This is a genomic window from Bradyrhizobium sp. 186 (assembly GCF_023101685.1).
Classification (GTDB): Bacteria; Pseudomonadota; Alphaproteobacteria; order Rhizobiales; family Xanthobacteraceae; genus Bradyrhizobium.
Map to the genome: position 1 here is coordinate 5738703 of NZ_CP082164.1, position 21590 is coordinate 5760292.

The window sequence follows — 21590 nt, forward strand, 5'->3', positions numbered from 1 at the left end:
CCGAAAGGATTCGTCTTTCAGGTCAAACCAAGCGCAAACTTCGGGCTAGACCGGCGTGTAAATCACGAGCTTCAGCGCCGGATCGTCATTGGCCTGAAAGCTCGTGTGCTCGAAATGCAGCACGCCCAGGGTCGGATGAGACATGGTCTTGAGGCCCGACGCGGTGCTGCGGATCTCGTGGGCTTCCCACCATTTGACGAATTCCGGACTGCCCTGCCGCAGCCGCGCCAGCAATTCCGTGAAGGCGGGATCGCCCGCCCAGACGTCGTGGGTGGCGCGAAACATCGCCACCATGCCCTTGGCCACTTCGGCCCAGCCCGCACCGTAAGCCTTACGCGTCTGCTTGTTGGTCATCATCAGGAGCAGGGTGTTGCGATCCTCCTCACGCAGCCGGGCGAACGCAAACACCTCCTCGGCGGCGTCGTTCCAGGCCAGCACATCCCAGCGCCGTCCGACAATGTAGGCCGGCCGATTCAAGCTCTCGATCATCCGCAGGATCGGCGGCGGCACGATCTCGCGCGTGAAGGCGCGCTTGTCGCCGTCGCGCGCCAGCACCTTGAGATGGGCGTGCTCGGTCTTGCTGAGGCGTAGCGCGCGGGCCAGCGCATCGACGGTGGTGACCGACGGGCTGACGGTGCGGCCCTGCTCGAGCCGGATGTACCAGTCGACCCCGATTCCGGCGAGCTGCGCGACCTCCTCGCGACGCAGGCCCGCGGTGCGCCGCCGCCGGCCCGCGGGAAGCCCGACGGTCTTCGGTGATAGCTTTTCGCGGCGGGACCTGAGGAAGTCGCCGAACTCGACGCGTCGTGGGTCGGCCATGACGATAGTCCCCGATGCAGGGTCCATAGAATACTAGGATAATACCAGGCCTTCTCGGCCGTTCAAGGCCGGTCCATATGCCGTTCACCCGAATATGAGGTGAACATCATGAAAGCCGCCGTACTCAAATCCTTCGGATCGCCGCTTGCGATCGAGAACGTCCCCGACCCGGTGCCCGGCACCGGCGAGGTCATCGTCGACGTCGTCGCGACCCGCGTGCTGTCTTACATGAACGAGGTCTTCAGCGGTGAGCGCAACTATGCGCTCGATCTGCCGATCATCCCGGGCCCGGGCGGCATCGGTCGGGTGCGTGCGATCGGCCCGGACGCGACGAAGCTCGCGATCGGCGATTGGGTGTTCTGCGACCCGACAGTGCGTTCGCGCGATGACGCAATTGCGCCCGACATCGTCCTGCAAGGACTCACTGCCGCCGGTGCAGGCGGCATGCGCCTGCAAAAGCACTTTCGTCATGGCTCCTTCGCGCAGCAGATGATGGTGCCGACGGAGAACGTGAAACGGCTCGGCGCGATCACCTCCGACGAAGCCACGCAATGGTGCGCGCTGGGGACGATGCTGGTGCCCTATGGCGGCTTCCTCGCCGCCAACCTTCAGCCGGGCGAGACCGTGCTGGTGAGCGGTGCCACCGGCAATTTCGGCAGCGCGGCGGTCTCCGTCGCGCTCGCGATGGGTGCCGCGCGTGTGGTGGCGCCCGGCCGCAACGAGAAGATTCTCGCCGACCTCGTCCGCCGCTTCGACGCGCGCGTGAAACCGGTCAAGCTGTCCGGCAACGAGGACGACGACCGCGAGACCATGAAGCGCGTAGCGCAAGGCCCGATCGATTGCGTCTTCGACATCATGCCGCCGTCGGTCGGCACCACCGTCGTTCGCGCGGCGATCATGACGGTGCGGCCCTATGGGCGCGTCGTGCTGATGGGCGGCGTCGGCATGGCGGGCGGCGCGGGGCTCGACCTGCCCTACCCCTGGATCATGCGCAACTGCATCACCATCCACGGCGTCTGGATGTACCCGCCGGACGCCGCGAGCCGCCTGATCGCGCTGGTGCGCGCGGGGCTGTTGCGGCTCGACGAATACGAGACGACGGCCTTCGACGTCGACCGCGCCAATGAGGCGGTGGCTCACGCCGCGGCCCATGCCGGGCCGTTCAAATTGACGGTCATCCGGCCCTGATCTGCACATACGCGGCGGCGATGCACGATCGCCGCCGTTTTGCCCGACGTTTCAAATGGCTGGAAGGCATCACGCCGGCAATGGCGGCTACTGTGCATGGGGTTGTTTTCGAGTTTTTTACTCGAGCTCGATGACCTGGCCGTCCGACAGCGACACGCGCCGGTCCATCCGGCCGGCGAGTTCCATGTTGTGGGTCGCGATCAGCATCGAGACCCGGGTCGCCTTGACGAGCTGCATCAGGGCCTGGAAGACGTGGTCGGCGGTGTGCGGATCGAGATTACCGGTCGGCTCATCCGCAAACAGCACCCGCGGCGCATTCGCCACCGCGCGCGCGATCGCGACGCGCTGCTGCTCGCCGCCCGACAGTTCGGACGGGCGATGGGTGATGCGGTCGCCGAGGCCGAGATAGGACAGGATCTCCTTGGCGCGCTTGACGGTCTCGGACTTCTTCAGGCCGCGGATCATCTGCGGCATCATGACGTTCTCGAGCGCCGAGAACTCCGGCAACAGCCGGTGCGACTGGTAGACGAAGCCGATATCGGTGCGGCGGAGCTGGGTGCGCTCGATGTCGGGCAGTTGCGAGGTCGGGTTGCCCCCGACATAGACCTCACCGGAATCCGGCGCCTCCAGCAGCCCCGCAATGTGCAGCAGCGTCGACTTGCCGGAGCCCGACGGCGCCACCAGCGCGACCGACTGGCCGGGCCACAGCGCGAGCTTGGCGCCATCCAGGATCGTCAGCGTCGCCTCGCCCTGCAAGTACTGCCGCTTTATCTCGTGGAGATAAATGACCGGTACATCTTCAGCCCCCTGCTGCTGCTCCATCAGCCCCTCACTCATACCGCAGCGCTTCGACAGGATCGAGGCGCGCGGCGCGCCACGACGGATACAGCGTCGCAAGGAACGACAGCGTCAGCGCCATGATGACGACAGCCGTGGTCTCGCCGACGTCGATCTCGGCGGGCAGCTTCGAGAGGAAGTAGAGTTCCGGCGAAAACAGCTCGGTGCTGGTGAGCCAGGACAGGAATTGCCGGATCGATTCGATGTTGAGGCAGATCACGAGGCCGACGAAGAAACCGACCAGCGTGCCGACCACGCCGATCGAAGCACCCGTGATCAGGAAGATCCGCATGATCGAGCCTTGCGAGGCGCCCATCGTGCGCAGGATCGCAATGTCGCTGCCCTTGTCCTTCACCAGCATGATCAGGCCGGACACGATGTTCAGCGCCGCGACCAGCACGATCATGGTCAGGATCAGGAACATCACGTTGCGCTCGACCTGGAGCGCGTTGAAGAAGGTCGAGTTGCGCTGCCGCCAGTCGACCAGGAAGACCGGGCGGCCCGCGGCCTCCGTCACCGCCTTGCGGAACGCGTCGATGCGGTCGGGATTGGTGGTGAACACCTCGATCGAGGTGACGTCGCTGCTGCGGTTGAAATAGGCCTGCGCTTCGGCAAGCGGCATGAACACGAAGCCGAGATCATACTCGGACATGCCGATCTCGAACACCGCGACGATCTTGTAGGGCTTGATGCGCGGCGTCGTGCCCATCGGGGTGACCGCGCCCTTCGGCGCCACCAGCGTCACGCTGTCGCCGGCATGCAGCGACAATTGGTCGGCCAGACGGCGGCCGATCGCGACTCCCTGCCCGTCGTCGAAGCCTTCGAGCGAGCCCTGCTTGATGTTCTTGGCAATCGAGGTGAGGTTGTTCAGATCATCGGCACGGATGCCGCGCACCAGCACGCCCGAGGCATTCCACGGCGAGGACGCCAACGCCTGGCCGTCGACCACGGGGGCTGCGAGCCGGACGCCCTGGACCTGGCTGATGCGCTCGGCCACGTCCTTCCAGTCGGTCAGCGGCGATTCCAGCGGCTGGACCAGGATATGGCCGTTGAGGCCCAAAATCTTGTCGAGCAGCTCTTTGCGGAAGCCGTTCATCACGGCCATCACAATGATCAGCGTCGCCACACCCAGCATGATGCCGAGGAAGGAGAACCCGGCGATCACCGAGATGAATCCCTCCTTGCGGCGCGCCCGTAAGTAACGCGCCGACAGCATCCACTCGAATGGCGCAAAAGGCGCGGTTTTCGCGGTTTCGGTCATGGTCTCATCCATCGCTCGATAGTCCCATGATTCGGGGTCAAATGTGGCCGGATTGGCGGCCTCAACATCGCGCGATGAACAATATTCAGCCGACCAGGCGAGCAACCGCGTCCGCCGGCGACATCGTCTCCCGCGCGCCGTCACTGCGCCGCTTGATCTCGACCTTGCCGTCGGCAAGCCCCTTCGGCCCGATCATGATTTGCCAGGGGATGCCGATCAGGTCGGCGGCGGCGAATTTGGCGCCGGCGCGCTGGTCGGTGTCGTCGTAGAGCACGTCGACGCCCTTGGCGCTGAGCTCGGCATAAAGCTTCTCGCAGGCCGCATCGACCGCGGCGTCGCCCTGCTTGAGGTTCAGCACCACGGCCCGGAACGGGGCGACCGCCTCCGGCCATTTGATGCCGGCATCGTCATGGCAGGCCTCGATGATGGCGCCAAGCAGACGCGAGACCCCGACGCCATAGGAGCCGCCATGGATCGGCACGTCGATGCCATCAGGCCCGGCCACCAGCGCCTTCATGGCGTCAGAATATTTCGTGCCGAAATAGAAGATCTGGCCGACCTCGATGCCGCGGGTATTCACCCGCTTGTCCGCGGGCACTTCCTGCTCGAAGCGCGCGGCGTCGTGAACGTCCTCGGTGGCGGCGTAGACCGACGTCCACTGCTTGATGATCGGCGTCAGATCGCCCTCATAATCGACGTCCTCGCCCGGTACCGGCAGATCCAGCACGTCGCGATTGATGAAGACGCCGGATTCGCCGGTTTCGGCAAGCACGATGAACTCGTGGCTGAGATCGCCGCCGATCGGGCCGGTCTCGGCGCGCATCGGGATCGCCTTGAGCCCCATCCGCGCGAAGGTGCGCAGATAGGCGACGAACATCTTGTTGTAGGCGACCCGCGCCGCCGCCTCGTTGAGATCGAAGGAATAGGCATCCTTCATCAGGAACTCGCGGCCGCGCATCACGCCGAAGCGCGGACGCTGCTCGTCGCGGAATTTCCATTGGATGTGATAGAGATTGAGCGGCAGGTTCTTGTAGGACTTCACGTAGGCGCGGAAGATCTCGGTGATCATTTCCTCGTTGGTCGGCCCATACAGAAGCTCGCGCTTGTGACGGTCGGCGATGCGCAGCATCTCCGGGCCGTAGGCGTCGTAGCGGCCGCTCTCGCGCCAGAGATCGGCAAGCTGGAGCGTCGGCATCAGCAGCTCAAGCGCGCCGGAGCGGTCCTGCTCCTCGCGCACGATCTGCTCGATCTTCTTCAGCACGCGAAAGCCGAGCGGCAGCCACGCATAGATGCCGGCAGCTTCCTGCCGGATCATGCCGGCGCGCAGCATCAGGCGATGCGAAACGATCTCCGCCTCTTTCGGATTTTCCTTCAGGATGGGCAGAAAGAACCGCGACAACCGCATGGCATTACTCGAAGAATCAGCGACGGCTTGCAGTGAAACCGGATTGGGAGCGAAAACACAAGACCGGGAGTGAGGAAAAGCCGCTAAGGCGGCGGAATTCCTGTCATTTTTCCGTCGACTTCAGGTTCAGCTTGAGCTGCCGGCCGAGGCGGATTTAGGGCGGCGCCACATCAAGTTCATCCTCCAGCGTGATCTTCTCGAAGTCGGTCACCAGCGCGTCGACGCGCATGTGCCAGCGACCGGCAAAAGGAAGCTCGACCTTGCGAACATGCCAGTAGCCGTCGGGCCCGAGCTCCGCGGCGCGCTCCATCGGCTCGATGCCGCGCTCGGGCAGGCTCAGGGTCAGCGTCGCCTCCTTGGCCGTCAGCGGCGTCGCCTCGCCGGTCATGAGCTGGAGCACGAAGTCGTCGACACCAGCTTTGCCCGGCAAGACCAGGACCTGGAACATAGCCTTGTCGGTGTGGATGTGGATCGCCAGCGGCGTCTCCGGAACGATGGTCCGCGGCGGCGGCGTAAAGCGCCAGCCGGAGACGACGGCGAAGATGCCGAGAGCGATCGCGCATTCCAGCAGGATCGAGCGCTTCAACGCGGTCGCGGCCTTCGGATTCCGCGCCAGGGCCGGTGTCAGGCGGAAGCGATTGAGCCCGGCAAGCGCCAGCAGCACGACGACCAGCACAAGCTTGATCGAGAGGATGAGGCCGTAGCGGGTCTCGACCAGCGCAGACAATTTTTCGAGCTGGACGATCGCGAGCGCAAGACCGGTCAACGCCAACATAGCGATCGCTGGCACGGCGACGCGGGAGAAGCGGTTCACAACCGGCAACGCTGCCGCCGTCGGCTTTGACACCAGCGCAACAAGCGGCGCCAGGGCGCCTATCCAGAAGGCCACGCCGAGGCCGTGCAGAAAGATCGCAGGCCGCGTCAACGCCTCGGGCGGCGCCGTTGCGGCGTGCCCGGTCATCGCGAGCGACAGGCCGACGCCGACGAAAGCGATAGCGGCAAAAGCGCGCGCGTACCAGTCGCTGCGCAGCGCCATCAGCCCGCACAGCATCGTGGCGATGGCAACCAGCAAGGCGGGGCCGGCGCTGGTCGCGAACGCCACCTTCCAGGGGGCAATGGTCACGAGAGCCGCTGGCGAAAGACCGAGGAGATCGAGGCCCAGCATGCCAAGCGAGGCAATGGCGCTCGGAAGGCCGATCGCGAGCGCCACGCGTGGGACGGTCATGCCCGTCATCGACCATGCAATCCAGCGCGCAAAGAACACGCCGCCGACGCCGACAAAGAGCCCGAGATAGAGACCGATCCGCGCAAGCCAGATCAGCGCGTTCAGTCCGCCGTCCGCATTTCCGGGAGGTTGCGTCGCCGTCGGCATGCCGATCGAAAAGATCACTGATCCCCCGACGGGATGGCCGTCCTGCGAGATCACGCGATAGCTCACGACCGCCGTGCCTTGCGGCAGGTCCGGCGGCACCGCGACCGAGACGGTCTCGCCCGATGCGCTGACGGCCGCATCGTCACGCACCCTGCCCGCACCGTCGATCAGCCGGATCGCGCCCGGCGTCACCGCCTCGTTGAAGTGCAGCACTACCGCCTTCGGCGCAGTCGCAAGCAAGCTGCCGCTCGCCGGCTCGACCGAGGTCAGCGCCGCATGCGCCGCCGCGCCGGTCGCGAAGCCGACAACGAGGAGCAGCGTCGCGAGCGCGGCGAGCAGGCGCATCAGGGTTTTGGCAACAGCTTCACGGCCGGTGCCGGCGCCTTGCCCTCACGCGAATGCCCGGCCCCTTCCGCCGGGATTTCGATCCAGCGGCTGACGCCGGTCTCGCACTCCTGGACGACGGGGAAATACAGGGTCGCGTTCGGTTTGAGCGAGTCGGTCAGGACGGTATGCATGACGAATTCGTCGTAGTTCTTATCCGGCAGCTTGCCGCCGGACCACGTCACCTCCTTGACGCCGGAGGCGAGTTTGTTGCCGTGATAGTCGTATTCGCTGGCATATTTGCCCTCGACGACATCGACGTTCCAGCCCGCCTTCGGCATCGGCTTTACCGCGATCACGCCCTCCGGAATCTGCACACGGATCTTCACCGTGGGCGAGCCCGCGCAGCCGTGCGGCACGGCGAAGACGGCCTTGTAGGATCCACCGACCGTGGCCTGTTTGCTCTCGAGGAAGACGTGCGCACTCGCCGGCGTTGCCGCAAGTACGCCCAGAACAATAAGCCAGGATGTCTTTGCCATGTTTGGTCTCCCGGAAGTCCAGATCATGCTCGTCACATCTTCATTCCCGAATGATCCGGCATTTTCTTCATGTCCATGTGGCCGGAATGGCCAGCATCGCCGGGTGCCTGCGCGCCGACGCCCTGGACATCGAGGGAGACGGCGACCTTGCCGGCCTTCTCGAACTGCAGCGTCACCGGCACCTTGTCACCCTGCTTGAAGGCGCCCTTCAACTCCTGGAGCATCAGATGGTAGCCGCCGGGGGCGAACTTCACCGTCTTGCCCGGATCGATCACGAGGCCCTTGTCGAGCAGGCGCATCTTCATCACGCCGTTGTCCATCGCCATCTCATGGACCTCAGCCTTGCCAGCGATTTCAGCCGAAACCGCGATCAGCCTGTCCGGCGCCGTCCCCTTGTTCTCGATGGTGAGATAGCCGCCGGCGACCTTCGCGCCGCCCGGCGTCGCCCGGCTCCAGGCCTGCGAGATGACGAGGTCGCCGGCCTTGATTTCATCGGCCTGTGCGACGGCGCAGCCGCTCAGCAGCAGCGAAATCGTGAGGAGGGTCTGCTTGATTTTTTTCATGTTGATTGCCTCTTTGATGATTAATCGGACCGAGAATGGCCCTGCATTTTTCCACGATGACCTTCGCTCGCCATTAGCATCGACCTTCGGAACGCCGGCCTGCCGTGGACCCGGCATGGACCCAAATGCCACTCGCACGTCACCATCGATACCTCATCCCGACGTACACTGCTCTTCCCGAACCCGGCTCAAACAGAGCTGACGTCGCCGTCGCCCGATCGATGATGCTCGCGCTGGCTATGTAGGACTTGTTGGTGAGATTGCGTCCCTCGATGTAGGCGGACAACGGGCCGCCGTTGTCGAAGCCCGCCTTCAATCCCAACAGCGCGTAGGGCTCTGTCATCAGTGTGTTCATGCTATCGACAAAATAGGCCTGTGGCACCCATTCGATATTGGGTCCAAAGTAGAGACCGGTTGGGTGCTTGTAGAGGAGCTCCGCGCGCAGGTAGTGACGTGGGGCTCCCGGCAATTGATTGTTCCCGAAGGTCGGATCGTTGTCGAAGCGGAAGTCGTTGAAGGTGTAGGCGACATTGAGCCAGATCTTGTCCGGCGCGGAGCCATTGACGAAGATGTCACGAAAAATTGCCGCGCCCGCACCGGCCTCGATGCCTTGGTGGATGGTGCGGTCCGCATTGGTCACGTTGCAATTGCCGAAAGCGCTATAGAGGCATTGCAGTTCGTCGCGAATGTTGGCTCGATAGGCCGTCATCTCTCAGGCGTAATCCGGCCGTTTCATGCGCGTTCCGATTTCGTATGTAGTTGCAATCTGGGGGCGGATGCTGGTGAACGGGATGGTCGGAATGCCGGGACCAATCGCGCTTTCGCCGAAGCTTGGCACCTCAGCGCTCCGCGAGACATTGGCGAAGGCCTGCCAGGTCGGATCGATTTGCCACAAGAGACCGCCTTTCGGCGACCATAGGTTAAAGCGCGTTGTCCCCGATTGATCCCCATCGCTGAGGAAACGATCCTGCCGATTGCGGGTCGCGTACAGAAATTGCGTGCCGCCGATCACGGCAACGTTCGGAAGGAAGTAGAAGCTGTCTTCGATATAGGCGGAGGTATTCTCGGACCGATCAAGCGAGGAAGAAAGCAGTGCGCCCTTCTGCCCGGCAATATTGGCGAACTGCTGGTTGTCGATGCTGCCGTTCAGCACGTAGATGCCCGCGACCAACCTATTGCGGAAGCCACCGATGATGCGGTCATCCGTGACCTTCGCGAACCCTCCATAGTCCTTGTAACGATAGTCCAGCCACTGGAAAATCGGATGCATCAAATGACGATCGACGCCGAAGGCGCCGAATTCGACTTTGGTGTCATCAAAACGGACGGTCGTCTTGTTGGCGAGCCTGACAGTATCAATATTGCGCTGCTGATCCATCGCAACATTGGCCGGAGCGGCGGCTTCCGGGTTGGACAAAGCGGACGTCCTGGTCACGGTACCTGGGATTCGCTGCCGCACTTCGTTGGCATTGAGGTAGAACCGTGTCTCGACATCCGGAGAGAACTGATAGCCGACATTGCCGCTCAAACGGTTGCTGGAGCCGGAGCTGTGATCGCGAAATCCGTCTGCGGCCTGTGTGGAAGCGGTAACGAAACCGTCCCATGGCCCGTCGACGCCTCCTGCGTTCGCCTGAAGCCGTTTGAAGCCGAAACCTCCGACGTCTAACGACACGCCATTCGGAAACGAGTCACGGCCGCTGGGGGTCACGAAGTTGATCGCGCCCCCCAGCGAATTCGCGCCGAACTGAAGCGCATTGCCGCCCTTGTAGACTTCGACATATTTGTAGGCGCTCGGATCGATCTCCTGGAAATCGCCGTAGCCATCCGCAGTATTGATCGGAATGCCGTCCATATAAAGCTGCACGCCGCGCAGATGAAAATTGCGCGACAGGCCCGACCCGCGAATCGAAAGACGAGTGTCGTCGCCCCACTTAGGCTGGGCGTACACGCCCGGCACATAATCCAGAACATTCTTGATCGTATTGGACGGCGTCGAATTCCTGTACGCCTCGGCCGAGACTAGTGCCACGCCGCCCGGAGTCTGGTTAATTTCTGCCAGCGCTTGCTGCGCAGTCAGAACCGTCAGGGCACCGGGGATCCTGGTGCCCTGCTCGCTCCCGGTTTGCTGCGGCGGCGTAGCCGTTAGCGCGCTTCGCGTGACGCGCGCCGATCGCACAGCGTTGCGCGGCGGTCGGGCCGCCGGCGCACGCTTCTCCTGCGGCGCCACAACAGTAATTGGCGGAAGCTCCATGCGACCGACTTGGGCGAGTGCAGCATGTGGAAGGGGCAGAATCGATACGGAGGCGATCAGCATTTCGCGCGCGCGCGCAGTCCGCAAGAAACGAAGACAAAGCATGGAATAATTCCTGACGCCGGCAAGCCAGCCGGTCCATTGCACAGCGCTCGTGATGCGGCAGCGAGCTGCACCAAGGGCCCCGAGTTTGACGCAAGATCAGGAAAAGCGAGGAGGCCCGCGTGCCTGGGCGCCTGAACCCCTCTGGACGGCGGCTACAGATACATCCGCGTCGTGCCACACCACGCGTTCGGCGTGGCGAAAGGGAACGGAGAGCGCGGCCTGCGGCGGCGAATCGAAAGACGCGTTGGCCTGTGCCAGGCAACACAGGGCGCACGCACCGGCATGCGCGGTCGGCGAGCCTGTCGGATCGTTCGGACCGCCCTGCTCGCTGGCGCTGTGGCAGATGACGGCGGTCTGGAGCGGATCGGCAACGGCCTGCCCTGCCGCCAGGCAGGCGGCAATCGGCGCCAGCACCTGCATCGCCAGCGCGAGCAGGACGATGGGTAGGAATTTTTGCAGCCGTGCGCGCATTCGCCGAGCCATTCGTTCGTCTGCTAACTAAACACCAAGTGGGAGCAGAGTCGATATCGCATCTTCGTCCTGATTTGCATTAGAACAACTTGCTCGGAAGAGGCTATTCTCCAGGCTTGCGAGCCGAGCCGCCCATGGTCGGTCCGGCGCCGTCCCCGCGTTCTGCATTGGCACGCTCTTCTTTGCCATTGCTTCACATCACGAGGTGGATGGCGGGGTGCAGCGTTCCCAGCAGACCGACAATGGCGAAGATGGCAAGACCAAGGACCAGCTCGATGGAGCTGTTGCGCGCGAGCCATCGCAACCCGCCCGCGCCGGGCCGTGCGAGCCGGGGCACCAACAACAGCCGGTTGATCGTTGCGAGCGCCAGCATGACCGCAAACAGAGCGAGCTTGAGCAGCAGCAGATGTCCATAGCTGGTGATGATCAGCGCGCGAAAGGAGCCGACCAGGATGGCGGCATTGATCAAACCCGAGAGCATAAGTGCCGTCACGCTGATGATGCCCAGCGTCGAGAACCGCCGTACCGTATCGGCGGCGAGCAATATAGCGTGGTTCCGGCGGGCCGCGACCAACAGCAAAATCAGCGGCACCAGACCGCCGAGCCATGCCGAGGCGGCGATCAGATGGAGCGCATCCGCCACGAGGTGCAAATAGCCCGTTGCGCCGACCGTCGCGCCGGCATGCCCAGTCCAGGCAAGGCTTGCGGAAAACGCGAACGATGCCATCAATCCAAGCCATTGTGCGATCGCTGCGCGGTCAAAGGCCAAACAAGCAGCGACGCAGATTGCTAAGCCTGCCCGGACGATCATCACTTCGCCGAACTGAGTTTCGTTGACGACTGTCGACAGCACATCCGCAGTCAGTGCGTCGTGGAGTGGCAATCCACTCATTGAAGCGGACTGAAGCAACAGCCAGACCGCGCCGGAAATCGCGGCAATGGCGAGACCGAAGTACGAGACCCGTTGCGCTTGGGTGCGAAACACGGCTGCCAAGGTCGCTTCGGGGTGCAAAACGGGCTCGGCGACTACAGTACGAAAAAGCATGTTTCCGGCCGTGATCGCTGTTGCCGCGAAATGCACAGCACGCGTCGCAACCAAGGGCACCCCAACTGCGGACCAATCCATCGGTGGCAACGCCTAAGGACCGACCTGGAACGTGAAGCTCCCATCGGTGGTATGCGTATCCACCGACAATACGCGCCAGTTCACGTGGTAGGTGCCGGCGCCGCCGCCTTTCAGCGAGACCGACATCTGGTCACCGCTGACGCGCGCCTTGCCGGCATCGACGCGTTGCCCCGACGGGCCCGTCACTGTGATCGAACTGAACGCTGCCTCCAGTTTCTGCGTGAACCAGAGTGTCACCTCACGCGGAGGATTTCCGACCTTGTTACCGACACGCGGTTCGGCATGGTCGAGAAAAGCGTGAGCGCATGCATCGCCGGCCGACAGGGAAGCCAGGAGCAGCAGCATCAGACCCGGAATTAAGCGCGGCATGGATCAATTCCTTGCAAAGGGGCTTGCGGGCTGGACAGCTCCCCCGAAGATCGGCTTGCCGATCCCGCGCGGGTCGATGTCGTCCAGATACAAATGCAATTGAGCGATAAAGCCGACATTGGTGCCGCTTTGCCGGTTGATCGGAATCAGCGCCTCAACACCAACCTGAAACGTGTTGCCAACCCAGATGACGCCGGGATTGATCGTCCCCGTCGTCGCCGTGCCGGAGGTCAGCGTGTTTGCCACCGGCGTTTGCAGGTTGACTTCGACGAGCGGGATCAAATGATTGATGAACTCCGGGAGCCCGAGATCAACGACCGAGGATTTCAAATAGGGCATGCTGTATTGAATGGTGCCACCCCAGTTCAGCACGCGCGGATGGAATTCGGTGTCAGCGGTCAGTTCGCCCGTATCCGGATCGATCCCGAAACTGGTCGTAAAATTCCTACCCGGGATCGCGTAGCCGACCTGGCCCGTGATCGCCACCGGCCGCAACCACGAGAACGTATCCGGAAGATCACCAAGGCCTTTGCCGAAATAGATCGTCGGCGTGTAGGTATTGAACGGGTCCGCACCGACGCTTTGCGCGCCCGTACCGCCCCATTCCACGCTCAAGCCCACCGACATCACGAACTCATGCACGGGGTCCCTGAACACGCGATATTTGAACGTCGTCTCCAGATTCTGGAATCCATTGGCTCCGGGAGCCGTCCGATCGATCGGACCGAGGAAGGTGTAAGTCGTGCCAAACGACACCGCGAAATCCTCGGTGATGCGCTTGGAGAACTCACCCGATACGTCGCGTTGACGGACCGGAGGAACGTCGCCCGTCTTGAAACTATCGACCGTGGGAAGCGACAGCTCGTCGTTGACGCCGGGATCATCGATGCCGAGCGTTGCCGGGAAGAAGCGGCTGCCGACGATTTCGTGGGCTACGCTGCCGGAAAGAGGAATAAGCGCAATTGCGGCGCCCCAAAGGCCCGCACGCATGTGAGATATCGACATGAAAGGTCTCCGCAGATTGACGTGCCAGTTCAGCGGCCGGTCTGGCCGCGAAGCTCACGTCGCCCGCGGTGGCGCGCGCGCCTGCGCGTTGGAGCCGCCGCGGGACACGGCGAGACGATCGGCTGCGGGGCGCCACACCACCCGCTCAGCGGCACGGAATGGCGCTGCGAGAATCGCCTGTGGCGGCGAATCAAGCGACGCACTGGCCTGTACCAGGCAACAGATCGAACAACCGCCGCCGTGTGCTTTCGGCGTACCGGACTGGTCTGCCCCGCCCTGCTCGCTGACGCTGTGGCAGATGACGGCGGTCTGGAGCGGATCGGCAACGGCCTGCCCTGCCGCCAGGCAGGCGGCAATCGGCGCCAGCACCTGCATCACCAGCGCGAGCAGGACAATGGGTAGGAATTTTTGCAGCCGTGCGCGCATCCGCCGAGCCATTCGTTCGTCTGCTAACTAAACACCGCGCCGAGGCCGAGTCGAGGTCAGTTCCGCCGGCCCCCCGACCTGGCGCAAATTCCCGGAAATGTGTGGTCGGGGCGCCCCACCGGGAAGGACGTCCGGCATTTGAGGCAGTCGAACCGCCCCACCCTTCCACAGATTTCTTATGTTTGTCATACGCTTACAGGGTAAATAACCCGAACATTTCGTCAATTGCTCGAATTTTGAACAATCGTTGCCGAAAATGATGACAAGTGAGAAAAGTTGATCTAGCATCCCTCTTGCTCAGGCTTGACCGTGAGGGTGAAGTCTGGTGGTCCAAGTCTCGGGAGGAGCCCCTGGCGCGCAAAACGCAGCGTCGCCCCGTCAATCAAGAGCAAATCTTAGAATCGGGGATAATAGGGTCGACACAATTTTCGAGCGGGGCTAGGGCCCCGCTCTTTTTTTGTCCGCGCGGCTGTAGTGCCGATGAAAGCTTCCCCTCGTCCGATCGGACAGAGCTTTGAACTGGCGGCGGCGCGCTGCGCGGATCTCACGCCGCTCGTTTACCAACGACTGTTCGAACAACATCCCGAGACGCAGGCGATGTTCCGCTCGCAAGGCAGCGAGCTCGTGAAGGGGGCGATGCTCGCGCTGACGATCGAAGCGATCCTCGACTTCGCGGGCGAGCGCAGCGGACACCAAGGCGCCGCGGCGATTTCCCGGGCGATTGCAGATTGGGTGGCGTGAACTACTCGATTGTGAGACACTTTCTGCATCGGTCGCGCAATCAATGACGCGCCGACGATAAAATATATGGGAGCGAGCGATGTCCGGGACGAAAGATTTCTCGACGACCAGGCGCGATCTTCTTCAGGCGGCAGCGACCGCCGGCGCCGCAACTGCCATCCTCGGCAGCATGGGCATAAATCCCGCCCTTGCAGCCGAGGTCGGACGATCGGAGAAGCCGCTGAAGGCGGCGTTCTCCAACGCGGGCCTCCAGGCGACCTGGTGCGCGCAGGGCAAGCAGGCCGCGGAATTCTGGGGCAAGCTGTTCAATGTCGAGGTGACCTGGTTCGACGGCCAGCTCGATGCGGTGAAGCAGCGCGCGGCGATCGACAACATGGCCTCGCAGAAATGGGATTTCGTCGCGATCCAGGCCTTCGGCATCGGCACCCTCACCCAGCCCGTGCAGAAGATGATTGACGCCGGCACGCCGGTGATCGACATGGACACGCTGATTGCCCCTCTCGACCAGATCAACGTCCACTCCTTCCTCGCGCCTGACAACGAGTTCATGGGCGCCTCGGTGACGCAGGCGCTGTGCAACGCGATGGGCGGCAAGGGCAAGATCATCATGACGCAGGGCGCGCTCGGCCACACCGGCGCGCAGGGCCGCGCCAAGGGCTTCAACACGGTCGTCAAGCAATTCCCTGGTATCGAGGTGCTCGACACCCAGCCGGCCGACTGGGACGTCTCCAAGACCGCGCGGCTCTGGGAAACCTATCTGACGAAGTATCCGCAGATCGACGCGGCGTTCTTCCACAATGACGACATGGCGCTCGCCGCCGCCAACATCATGAAGGCGCGCAACCGGACCAACATCTTGATCGGCGGCGTCGACGCCATGCCGCCGGCAATCCAGGCGGTGAGCGAGGGCCGGATGTTCGCAACCGTGCGCAATCCGTCCTGCCGCATCCATGGCGGCGCCATCATCGCGGGCGTTTCCGCGGTCGTCGGCGGCGAGAAGAGCGGACAGGGCATCCCCAAGAATGTCGTCACCGACGGCCCGGTCGTGACCAAGGCCAACGCCGCCGGGATGCAGTGGATGCAGGATCACTTCCTGATCTGAGCCTCCATGTCTGCGGGACAACGGCCTATCCTGGAGCTCCAGGGCATCACGAAGAGCTTCGGCGGCGTCGAAGCGCTTCGTGGTGTCGACTTTGCGCTCTCACCCGGCGAGATCCACGGTCTCGTCGGCGAGAACGGCGCTGGAAAAAGCACGCTGATGAAGATCATCGCCGGGGTGCACAGCGAATTCTCCGGCCGTTTCCTGATCGACGGACAGGAGACGCATTTCCGCTCGGCCCGCGATGCGCACGCGGCCGGCATCGCCATGGTGCATCAGGAGCTCAGCGTCGCGCCCGACCTGACGGTCGCGGAAAACGTGTTTTTGGGCAATCAACCGATCAACCGGCTCGGCCTCGTGCAATGGCGGCGCATGGCGCGCGAGGCCGGCGAGCAGCTCGCCCGCTTCGGCATCGACGTCGATCCGATGTCGCGGCTCGGCGACCTCCCGATCGGGCTCCAGCAGCTGATCGAGATCGCCCGCGTGCTGTTCTCAGGCGCCCGCATCGTCATCCTGGACGAGCCGACCTCCGCGCTCTCCCCGCCCGAGGTCGAGCGGCTGTTCGCGACGCTGCGGCGGCTGCGCGAGGAAGGCACCGGCATCGTCTTCATCTCGCATTTCATCGAGGATATCTTGCGCGTGTCCGATACGGTGACCGTGTTCCGCAACGGGCGGAAGGTCGCGGAAACCGCGGCTTCGGCGACCAGCAAGGGCGCGCTGATCGAGGCCATGATCGGTCGTGGCGGCGAAGCGCTCGAGCACAGCTACAGCGACGATCTGATGCTGCCGCAGCCGAGCGATAGCTCGGTGGTCCTGAAGGTCGACCAGCTTTCGCTCGCCCGCAGCCTCCGGGACGTCTCCTTCGAGGCGCGCGCCGGCGAGGTGCTCGGCATCTACGGTTTTATGGGCTGCGGCCAGCAGGAATTGTCGCGGATCCTGTTCGGCAAGCTGAAGCCGGATGGCGGGACGCTCGCCGTCGACGGCAGGGCAAAAACCTTTGCCAGCACGGCGGCGGCCCGGCGCGCGGGCGTGGCGCTGGTGCCGGAGAGCCGGCGCGCCATGCTGTTCCACCAGGAGCCCGTCTACAAGAACATCTCGATCAGCATCTTGGACCGCATCTCGGCGCTACTGCTCAAGCCCGCGCAGGAACGCGACATCGCCAAGCGGCAGGTCGAGCAGTTGCAGATCAGGCCGCCGGTGGTCGGCCTCGATCTCGGCATGCTCTCCGGCGGCAACCAGCAGAAGGTCGCACTTGCAAAGTGGCTGACCTATCCGCCGAAGCTGCTGGTGCTGTGCGAGCCGACCCGCGGCATGGATGTCGGTGCCAAGAACGACGTCATTAACATCGTCCGCGACCTCCGCGCCAAGGGGCTTGCGATTATCGTGCTGTCGACCGAGCCGGAGACGGTGCTGTCGCTGGCCGACCGCATCCTCGTGCTCAAGCGCGGCACGGTGGTGCGCGAATTCAAGAACGAGCCGGTCAGCAAGGACCGCCTGCTGGAAGCGGCGTGACGGAGAAGCACAATGGCGAGCAGTGAGACGGTTCCAGCAGCAGCTCGGCGCGCGCGGGGTCTCGCGCCCTTCCTGCGCTCGCAGATGCGCAACATCGCGCCGTTCCTGACGCTGATCTTCCTGTCCGGCTTCTTCGCCCTTGCCAGCCCGTCCTTCGCCACGCTCGACAATTTCGGCAACATCCTCACGCAAGTATCGGTGACCGGCATCATCGCCGTCGGCCTCACCTTCGTGATCCTGTGCGCGGAGATCGATCTCTCGATTGCCAGCATCGCCAACGTCACCGGCATCGCGGTCGCCTATTTCACGCTCCAGGAATCCTACGTCAACATTCCCAACATTCCCCTGCCCGGCGCCGCGGCGATCCTGCTGGCCATTTTGCTCTGCGCGCTGCTCGGGCTCGTCAATGCGCTCGGACTCACCGTGATCGGCATCCCCTCCTTCATCATGACGCTTGCAATGATGCAGATCGCGGCCGGCATCTCGGCGCTGCTGGTGCGCGGCCAGATCGCCTACAAGGTGCCCGGCGTGATCACCACGCTCGGCTCCGGCTCGATCGGCGGCATTCCCTGGATCGTCATCGTAGCGGCGATCATGCTGCTCGGCGGCCATCTGGTGCTGACCTACACGCGCTTCGGCCGCTACGTCTACATGGTCGGGGGCAATCGTGAGGCGGCCGAATATTCCGGCCTCAACGTCAAGCTCATCCTCGGCGCGGTCATGGTGATCTCGGCGGTGTGCTCCGGCATCGGCGGCATGCTCGGTGTCGCCCATTTCGGCAGCGCGCAGCAGAACGAGTTCGACACCTACCTGCTCGATTCCATTGCGGCCGTCGTGGTCGGCGGCACCAGCCTGTTCGGCGGCCGCGGCGGCATCGGTAACACCATCGTCGGCCTGTTCGTGCTCGGCGTGCTCAACAACGGCCTCGACCACGTCAACATCGACAGCTTCCTGAAGATTCTCATCCGCGGCCTGATCCTGCTGGCAGCGCTGGTCATCAACGTCTACGCGCAGCGGCTGCGGGAGAAGGCGGTGGAGTAGGCAGAGGGGGTGCCGTCTCGCTCTCCCGGCACCTGATATCGTTTGGCGCGCCGGAGCTTCCACACCGTCATGGCCGGGCTTGTCCCGGCCATCCACGCCTTGCCCCGCGGTACGGAAGAACGTGGATGCCCGGGACAAGCCCGGGCATGACGACCTTCTGCGAATTCAAGTTGCGGGCCTACGAGAGAAAGCCGCTCCACAAAAAATGCAAAAACAACCCCATGCAAAGTACAAATCATTGAGGAATTCGGCTCGGAGTGGCTTGAGCTCTGCCGCGCGGCACGTTTGACGCGTCGGGCAAAACAGGAGCACGATGTCATCATGGCGTGGGTGTCGGTGCAGCCCTTCGCGTTCCGTCATCCTGAGGTGCGAGGCATGCGATGCGAACGCATCGCATGCGAAGCCTCGAAGGATGAACGGCCGAGATGCAACCGGGCGTCGCCCTTCGAGGCCTCCGCTACGCTCCGGCACCTCAAGGGCGACGGACCCACGCTCACGGCGCTATCTCGTCATTGCGAGCGCAGCGAAGCAATCCAGGACTCTATCCGCGGATACATTTCTGGATTGCTCACATGGGGAATGTGTATGTCAAGGATGAGCAGTCACCTTTTTGTTCGACTGCAGCCACCTCTTCGTCCCGACCGCGGGTTCTGCAGGATGGCGCGCGCAGATCAAGTCAAGGCCGGCCTGTTAGGGCCGCCGCGAAGCGGCTTGGCCTTGAGTTGAGCGAGCACGCCATCATGCTTGGTGCGTTGGGCCGATAGGAGCTCCTCGCGTTGGCGGTTCTGTCAGGGCATCTGCCATCCTCGCATTTGCGATCCAAGGGTCGAGCCGGTTCGACGATCTGGGTTGCTTGCCAGATCAAACTCACATTCGGTCGTCGCACAAGGCGACTGCACCACGATTCCGCTTGCGGCGGGCAGGCTCGAGAGGACGAGGCCATTCTTCGTTGCGGCGTTTGAAGCCATGCAATCCATCGGTTCGTCCACCCGGATCTTCCGAGACTGATCGGGCCTCGGCAGATGGGTTATGGTTCTTTCGTTGCGCGCGGGCGGCGAAGCACGCCGCTTGGTGCGGTCCGGATCAGGCGGCGGGCTTCATCACGGCCCCCTCGATGGTCTCGCCCGCGGTGACATACTTCCACAAGGTCACGAGAAGCTTGCGCGCCAGCGCCACGATCGCGCGCTTGCGGCCTTGCGGGCTTCGCTCCTTGAACCAGCGCGTCAGGGCCGACTGCGGCTGGTGACGTATCCACAGCCAGGCGAGCTGGATCATTGTGGTCCGCAGCCTGGGATTGCCGGCCTTCGACACGCCCTGCTCGTGCCGGATGCCTCCGCTTTGCCACGGCGTCGCCGCAAGCCCCGCATAGGCGGCGACCTGGCGGCGGTTGGAGAACTGCCGGTAGAACGCCTCCGACCAGAGCACGGCCGCAAAGTTGGCGCCGAGCCCTTTCAAGGCCAGCAGCATCGCCACCGGATCCGGCGCGACCTTGTCTGCAGCGTTCTTGTCTGCAGGCTTCCGGGCTGCGGCCAGCAGAGCATCTCGCGCGGCCTCGACCGCCTTGATCTGTTCCAGAAGCAGTTCGACCCGATCGAGCTCGCGGCCGATCTGCGCCTTCAAATGCGAAGGCAGCTCCCGCCCGTCGCCCGTGCGCAAGGCCTCAAGCCGCGCCCGCCGATTGCGCCGCAGCGGCACGTAGTCGGATATCCCCTGCGCGAACAGAAGACCCTTGATCCGGTTCACATGCGTGATGCGCTCGGCGATCAGCGTCGCTCGTTCGCGACACAGCCTGCGCCGGTCCTCCTCTTCAGGCGAGGGCGCAACCACCATCGCACAGACCCGCGGCTCGCCGCGCTTGTAGGCCAGAAGCGCCCGCAACAGCGCCTCGCCATCGAGCCTGTCAGTCTTGGCCCGCCGCCGCCGTCGCGACGTCGCAATCGAGGCGGGATCGACCACGTGGCTCTCAATGCCGTTCTGTTGCAGAACACGGTGCAGCCAGAACCCGTCCAGCCCAGCTTCCTGGATCGTGATGATCGGATAGCTCTCGCGGGTCCTGGCCTCCGCCTTGCGCCTGAGTTCCGCAAACAGCTTCATCAGCTCAGCCGTATCGCCGGCCGTGACGCTGTGCCTGGACATCTTCTCGCCCGTACCAGGCGAAAGTGACGTAATCACCCACGTCGAACGGCTCAGTTCCAAAGACACAAAAATTGCGCCAAACTGCGTGCGGATAGCGGTCGGTCCGTCGGAAGGATGATCGAGCAACATCGTCGTCTCCAGGTTGAGGGGGTCAGCAACCTCAGTCTGGCCTCAGACCTGGTCGCTATCCACTCCCCATGGAATCTTCGCTACGCTCGCAATGACGATGTGGAGACAGGGGAGCAATCCAGAACCACGTCCGAATCCCACTAAAGCTTAGAATTCTCTTGGCGGATTGGAAAACATATCTCGTCCGGCGGGAGCCGCGAGAATCGGAAATCACAGTGGTTTGCGGCGCCAGCCAACGTTTGTGTCCTTTCCAGGCGGATGCCTCGCGTTGCATAGGCGTCGAAATCAAGCCCACAGATGTTCGGCAAAATTTCTTTATCTCCATGGCGAGCCGCGAATTTGCAAAAGCCGCAGGCTTTGTAGTTGATGCCGAATTCAAAGTTGTCATCCGGGCCGGACTCGACAAAATCGTAGACGAAATCTTCCGGAAACTCTTTCTGATGGCCTTTTGTAGCGCTTTTCGTCGCCTGCTCGCGCAGCAAAGCCTGATTCTCCGACGACATGAATTGACGCCCCGAGGCAAGACGTTCAGCTTCGGGCACGGTGAGCAATTGCGCCTTGTAGGTTTCCCGTTCGATTTCGCCGATCACGGCGAGCGACACGCCATGTCGCAGGAGCACTCGGCTGATGGCCATAAAGCCCATGAGACGCATGAAGAAATCGCTCATGCGACTTGCCGCGCCTCCGACATAGGGCATTTGGGTGAGCACGTTTTCGAATTCGTCCATCACCTCCTGTCTAATTCGATCAACATCGGATAGATGCGCACGCTCGCACAACATCGCTTCGGCAAGGTCGAGGCGATGGCGCATGCCGGCCTCCATTGCACCGCGATGCGACTCGTAAAAGGGATGGATGGTCTCAGCCATTG

18 protein-coding genes and 2 pseudogenes are annotated in these 21590 nt (G+C 63.2%); 5 read left to right on the top strand and 15 right to left on the bottom strand.

The genetic code is table 11. The features are described from left to right. Positions 1–45: 45 nt before the first annotated feature. A complete protein-coding gene (locus IVB18_RS27575; protein ID WP_247983570.1) occupies positions 46–819 on the bottom strand; it encodes a helix-turn-helix transcriptional regulator in 774 nt (257 codons plus the stop codon). A gap of 108 nt (positions 820–927) precedes the next feature. On the opposite strand from IVB18_RS27575, the gene IVB18_RS27580 reads away from it, so the two are divergent. Then, positions 928–2007 carry a zinc-binding alcohol dehydrogenase family protein gene (locus IVB18_RS27580; RefSeq protein WP_247983571.1) on the top strand — a complete coding sequence of 360 codons (1080 nt, stop codon included), beginning with the start codon at positions 928–930 and terminating at the stop codon, positions 2005–2007. A gap of 117 nt (positions 2008–2124) precedes the next feature. On the opposite strand, the gene IVB18_RS27585 is transcribed toward IVB18_RS27580, so the two are convergent. The 12 genes and pseudogenes from IVB18_RS27585 to IVB18_RS27640 all read right to left on the bottom strand — a co-directional run bounded on the left by IVB18_RS27585 (position 2125) and on the right by IVB18_RS27640 (position 14073). Beyond that, entirely contained in the window at positions 2125–2829 is a 705-nt protein-coding gene (locus IVB18_RS27585; protein ID WP_247991745.1) for an ABC transporter ATP-binding protein, read from the bottom strand. A gap of 7 nt (positions 2830–2836) precedes the next feature. Continuing rightward, positions 2837–4117: a lipoprotein-releasing ABC transporter permease subunit gene (locus IVB18_RS27590; RefSeq protein ID WP_247983572.1), complete on the bottom strand. Its 1281-nt coding sequence runs from the start codon at positions 4115–4117 to the stop codon at positions 2837–2839. A gap of 73 nt (positions 4118–4190) precedes the next feature. After that, positions 4191–5510, bottom strand: coding sequence for a proline--tRNA ligase (proS, locus tag IVB18_RS27595; RefSeq protein ID WP_247983573.1), 1320 nt, complete (start codon positions 5508–5510; stop codon positions 4191–4193). Between the two features lie 154 nt (positions 5511–5664). Continuing rightward, on the bottom strand, positions 5665–7227 hold the full coding sequence (locus IVB18_RS27600; protein WP_247983574.1) for a CopD family protein: 1563 nt from the start codon (positions 7225–7227) through the stop codon (positions 5665–5667). Continuing rightward, complete coding sequence (locus tag IVB18_RS27605; protein WP_247983575.1) at positions 7227–7745, bottom strand: YcnI family protein; 519 nt, start codon at positions 7743–7745, stop codon at positions 7227–7229. Before IVB18_RS27605 ends, IVB18_RS27600 begins: the two co-directional genes overlap by 1 nt. A 32-nt stretch (positions 7746–7777) precedes the next feature. Then, complete coding sequence (locus IVB18_RS27610) at positions 7778–8308, bottom strand: copper chaperone PCu(A)C (RefSeq protein WP_247983576.1); 531 nt, start codon at positions 8306–8308, stop codon at positions 7778–7780. Positions 8309–8447: 139 nt separating this feature from the next. Beyond that, a pseudogene (locus IVB18_RS27615) lies at positions 8448–10622 on the bottom strand (TonB-dependent receptor). 138 nt (positions 10623–10760) lie between these two features. Next, a complete protein-coding gene (locus tag IVB18_RS27620; RefSeq protein ID WP_247983577.1) occupies positions 10761–11147 on the bottom strand; it encodes a DUF2946 domain-containing protein in 387 nt (128 codons plus the stop codon). 181 nt (positions 11148–11328) lie between these two features. Beyond that, complete coding sequence (gene copD / locus IVB18_RS27625; RefSeq protein ID WP_247983578.1) at positions 11329–12261, bottom strand: copper homeostasis membrane protein CopD; 933 nt, start codon at positions 12259–12261, stop codon at positions 11329–11331. Between the two features lie 12 nt (positions 12262–12273). Continuing rightward, positions 12274–12630 carry a copper resistance CopC family protein gene (locus tag IVB18_RS27630; protein ID WP_247983579.1) on the bottom strand — a complete coding sequence of 119 codons (357 nt, stop codon included), beginning with the start codon at positions 12628–12630 and terminating at the stop codon, positions 12274–12276. 3 nt (positions 12631–12633) lie between these two features. Beyond that, a complete protein-coding gene (locus IVB18_RS27635) occupies positions 12634–13635 on the bottom strand; it encodes a hypothetical protein (protein WP_247983580.1) in 1002 nt (333 codons plus the stop codon). A gap of 54 nt (positions 13636–13689) precedes the next feature. Continuing rightward, the gene (locus IVB18_RS27640; RefSeq protein WP_247983581.1) at positions 13690–14073 is read right to left on the bottom strand and encodes a DUF2946 domain-containing protein; all 384 of its coding nucleotides are present in this window, start codon (positions 14071–14073) and stop codon (positions 13690–13692) included. Positions 14074–14541: 468 nt separating this feature from the next. On the opposite strand from IVB18_RS27640, the pseudogene IVB18_RS27645 reads away from it, so the two are divergent. The 4 genes and pseudogenes from IVB18_RS27645 to IVB18_RS27660 form a co-directional block, all read left to right on the top strand. Further along, positions 14542–14745 (top strand): annotated as a pseudogene (locus IVB18_RS27645) (globin); the annotation flags it as partial. A 136-nt stretch (positions 14746–14881) separates the two neighbouring features. Next, the gene (locus IVB18_RS27650; protein WP_247983582.1) at positions 14882–15904 is read left to right on the top strand and encodes a sugar ABC transporter substrate-binding protein; all 1023 of its coding nucleotides are present in this window, start codon (positions 14882–14884) and stop codon (positions 15902–15904) included. Between the two features lie 6 nt (positions 15905–15910). Then, a complete protein-coding gene (locus IVB18_RS27655; RefSeq protein ID WP_247983583.1) occupies positions 15911–17413 on the top strand; it encodes a sugar ABC transporter ATP-binding protein in 1503 nt (500 codons plus the stop codon). Between the two features lie 12 nt (positions 17414–17425). Next, positions 17426–18454 (top strand): ABC transporter permease, encoded by a 1029-nt coding sequence (locus IVB18_RS27660; RefSeq protein WP_247983584.1) that lies wholly within the window; start codon positions 17426–17428, stop codon positions 18452–18454. Positions 18455–19537: 1083 nt separating this feature from the next. Here the strand turns inward: IVB18_RS27660 and IVB18_RS27665 are convergent. Together IVB18_RS27665 and IVB18_RS27670 are read right to left on the bottom strand one after the other, a co-directional pair. Beyond that, positions 19538–20719: an IS110 family transposase gene (locus IVB18_RS27665; RefSeq protein ID WP_247983422.1), complete on the bottom strand. Its 1182-nt coding sequence runs from the start codon at positions 20717–20719 to the stop codon at positions 19538–19540. A 140-nt stretch (positions 20720–20859) separates the two neighbouring features. Beyond that, on the bottom strand, positions 20860–21588 hold the full coding sequence (locus IVB18_RS27670; protein ID WP_247983585.1) for an L-2-amino-thiazoline-4-carboxylic acid hydrolase: 729 nt from the start codon (positions 21586–21588) through the stop codon (positions 20860–20862). Between the last annotated feature and the right edge of the window lie 2 nt (positions 21589–21590).